Below are 3,600 nucleotides of genomic sequence, written 5' to 3' on the forward strand. Positions count from 1 at the left end.
GTGATGAAGATGTCGGCCGTCTCGACGACGTCGTCGAGGGTGGCGACCTGGTAGCCGTCCATGGCCGCCTGGAGCGCGCAGATCGGGTCGATCTCGGTGATGATCACGCGGGCGCCCTGGCCGCGCAGGGACTCGGCGCAGCCCTTGCCGACGTCGCCGTAGCCGAAGACGACCGCGACCTTGCCGCCGATGAGGACGTCGGTGGCGCGGTTGATGCCGTCGATCAGGGAGTGGCGGCAGCCGTACTTGTTGTCGAACTTCGACTTCGTCACGGCGTCGTTCACGTTGATCGCCGGGAACAGCAGGGTGCCCTCGGACATCATCTCGTAGAGGCGGTGGACACCGGTGGTGGTCTCCTCCGTCACGCCGCGGATCTCGGACGCGAGCTGCGTCCACTTCTGCGGGGACTCGCCCAGGGTGCGGTTGAGGAGCGTGAGGATGTAGCCGTACTCCTCGGAGTCGGCCGTGGACGGGTCCGGGGCCGCGCCGATCTTCTCGAACTCGACGCCCTTGTGGACGAGGAGGGTGGCGTCGCCACCGTCGTCGAGGATCATGTTCGGGCCGCCGGTGGGGGTGTTCGGCCAGGTCAGCGCCTGCTCCGTGCACCACCAGTACTCTTCCAGCGTCTCGCCCTTCCAGGCGAAGACGGGGACGCCCTGCGGGTTCTCCGACGTGCCGTTCGGGCCGACGGCGATGGCGGCGGCCGCGTGGTCCTGGGTGGAGAAGATGTTGCAGGAGGCCCAGCGGACGTCGGCGCCGAGGGCGACGAGGGTCTCGATCAGCACGGCGGTCTGCACGGTCATGTGCAGGGAACCGGTGACGCGGGCGCCGGCCAGGGGCTGGGCGGCCGCGTACTCGGCGCGGATCGACATCAGACCCGGCATCTCGTGCTCGGCGAGGGTGATCTCCTTGCGCCCGAAGGCGGCGAGGGAGAGGTCCGCGACCTTGAAGTCGGTGAATGCGGCAGTCATGTGGATGCTGCTCCTCATGGGTCGAGAGGGTGGGTACGGCTGAGCCGTGCACCGTCCGTGGGGACGTGGCACATGGCGCTCAGTCCGTCGGGGGTCCTCTCTCCCCTCGGCCGGTCACGAGGACCGCCCGACCGCCATCAGCAGCGACGCCTGACACTGATGTCGAATCTACACCGATCGGCCGAGCGGGGCCCAGACGATCTCCGGGCAAGTCGTGGCCGGGGTTCGGGTATTCCGGCGGCGAAGTCGGGGCCTTTCGGACTTATGATGCCGCGCTCGCAGGGTGAAGGATGCCGGTTGGGCCGGGTTTACGGGCGCGGCCCCGCAGGACCGAGCCGTGGCGTGAGGAGATCCAGTGACCGGTCAGTCAGGCCCGCCCGGCGGCGGGAGCGCGGGCGGGCACGAGCCCGTGAAATTGGTCGCCGTCACCGCGTGCCCCACCGGCATCGCGCACACCTACATGGCCGCGGAGAAGCTCCAGCAGGCCGCGGATCGCCTCGGCATCTCGATCAAGGTGGAGACGCAGGGCTCGATCGGGGCCGAGAACGTACTCACTGACAACGATGTCAGGGAGGCCGACGGGGTCATCGTCGCCGCCGACAAGGAGGTCGACCTCGAGCGGTTCGCCGGCAAGCGGGTGCTGTCCACCGGTGTCGCGGACGGCATCCACGCGCCGGAGGAGCTCTTCGCGCGCGTGCGCACCGCGCCGGTGCGGGCCGCGCCGGTGCGGGCCGGGACCTCGGCGGCGCCGGGCAGCGGCGTCGGCGGTGGCGGCGGTGGCGGCGGCGGTGGCGGCGGCCGGCAGCGCAGCCAGGCGTACAAGGCGCTGATGAACGGCGTCTCGCACATGATCCCGTTCGTGGTCGTGGGCGGTCTGCTGCTCGCGGTGTCCCTGTCCCTCGGCGGGCACGCGGACGCCGAGGGCGGGCTGGTCATTCCCGACGGGACGTTCTGGTTCTACGTCAACAAGCTCGGCGTGACCGGCTTCAGCCTGATGCTGCCGGTCTTCTCCGGGTACATCGCCCACGCCCTCGGTGACCGGCCGGCCCTCGTACCCGGCATGATCGGCGGATTCCTGGCCGCCGACGCCGTCGACATCTACGGGGCCGACGCGAACGCCGGTTTCCTGGGCGCCATCGCGACGGGCTTCCTCGCGGGCTACCTGGTCGTGTGGATCAAGAAGATCAGGGTCCCCGGGGCCCTCCAGCCGATCATGCCGGTCATCGTGATCCCGATCCTGTCGACCCTGGCCCTGGGGCTGTTCTACGTCTACGTGATCGGCCGGCCCATCTCCTGGCTCTTCACGACCCTGACCGGCTGGCTGAACGGGATGACCGGCTCCAGCGCCGTCGTGCTGGGCACCCTGATCGGCCTGATGATCGCCTTCGACATGGGCGGTCCGGTCAACAAGACCGCGTTCCTGGTCGCCGTCGGCCTCATCGGCACCAACAACCACGTCATGGGCATGGCCGCCGCGGCCATCCCGGTCATGCCGCTCGGCCAGGGTCTGGCCACGCTGATGCGCCGCACGTCCTACGGCGCCGAGGAGCGGGAGACCGGCCTCGCGGCCCTGTTCATGGGCTTCTTCGGCATCTCCGAGGGCGCGATCCCCTTCGCCGCCGCCAGGCCCGCCCAGGTCATCCCGGCGAACATGCTCGGTGGCGCGGTGGCCGGTGCGATCGCCGGTGTGGCCGGGGTCCAGGGCTCGGTGCCGCACGGCGGTCCGGTCGTCTCGCTGTTCGGCGCGGTCAGCGGCGTCGCGATGTTCTTCGTCGCCATCGCGGCCGGTGCGGTCGTGACGGCGCTGACGACGAACGCGCTGATCGAGTTCAAGCAGCGCCGGGACGGCGTGCCCGGCGGGCCGGCGGTGCCCGCGCCGGAGCCGGCCCTGTCCGGTGTCGGTGCCGGGGCCGGGGCCGGTGTCGGGGCCGGGGCCGGTGCCGGGGCCCCCGCCGGTGCAGGCGTCGTTCCCCGGGTGGGCGCGGAGGCGGGCGTCGCCACCGCGACGGCCGTACGGACGCGGCAGACGGCCGCGGTGCCCGTCACCAGGGCTCCCGTCGCCGGGGTCCGCAGGCCGGAGGTGCTGTCCGGGTACCTGACCGGGCAGACCGTGAAGACGGAGCTGGCCTCGGACTCCAAGGCGGCCGCGATCCGCGAGATGGCCGGGATGCTGGCCCGCACCGGCAACGTCCGCGACGTGGACGAGCTCGTACGGGTCGCCCTCGCCCGGGAGGCGCAGGGCACGACGGGTCTCGGCGAGTCGATCGCGATCCCGCACGCCAAGACCGACGCCGTGATCCGGCCGACGGTGGGGTTCGCCCGGTCCGCCGAGGGCATCGAGTGGGGCGCGCTGGACGGGACGAGGGCCCGGCTGGTGTTCATGATCTCGGTGCCGGAGGCCGCCGCCGACGACGAGCACCTGCGGATCCTGGCGCTGCTGTCGCGCAAGCTGATGGACACCGGCTTCCGGGAGCGGCTGCGGGCCGCCCCCGACGAGGCCGCGATCCTGGACGTACTGCGCGAGATCCGGTAGCCGCGGCCCTCCGGGCGGCCCCCGGGCCCGGGGCCGCGGCGAGCGGCCTGGCCGGGTCCGCCGGACGCGACGGGGCCCCCTGCGAGAGCGCAGGGG

General features: G+C 72.0%; 2 protein-coding genes. One reads left to right on the forward strand and one right to left on the reverse strand.

What is annotated here, in order from left to right:
• The coding region (locus ACWF9Z_RS36570) for an adenosylhomocysteinase (protein ID WP_453609924.1) at positions 1–971 on the reverse strand (971 nt) is incomplete at its 3' end.
• Positions 972–1,326: 355 nt separating this feature from the next.
• Here ACWF9Z_RS36570 and ACWF9Z_RS36575 point away from each other — a divergent pair.
• The gene (locus tag ACWF9Z_RS36575) at positions 1,327–3,504 is read left to right on the forward strand and encodes a fructose-specific PTS transporter subunit EIIC (RefSeq protein ID WP_453609926.1); all 2,178 of its coding nucleotides are present in this window, start codon (positions 1,327–1,329) and stop codon (positions 3,502–3,504) included.
• Positions 3,505–3,600 lie beyond the last annotated feature (96 nt).

The sequence above is a fragment of the Streptomyces sp. NPDC054961 genome, from assembly GCF_053609145.1.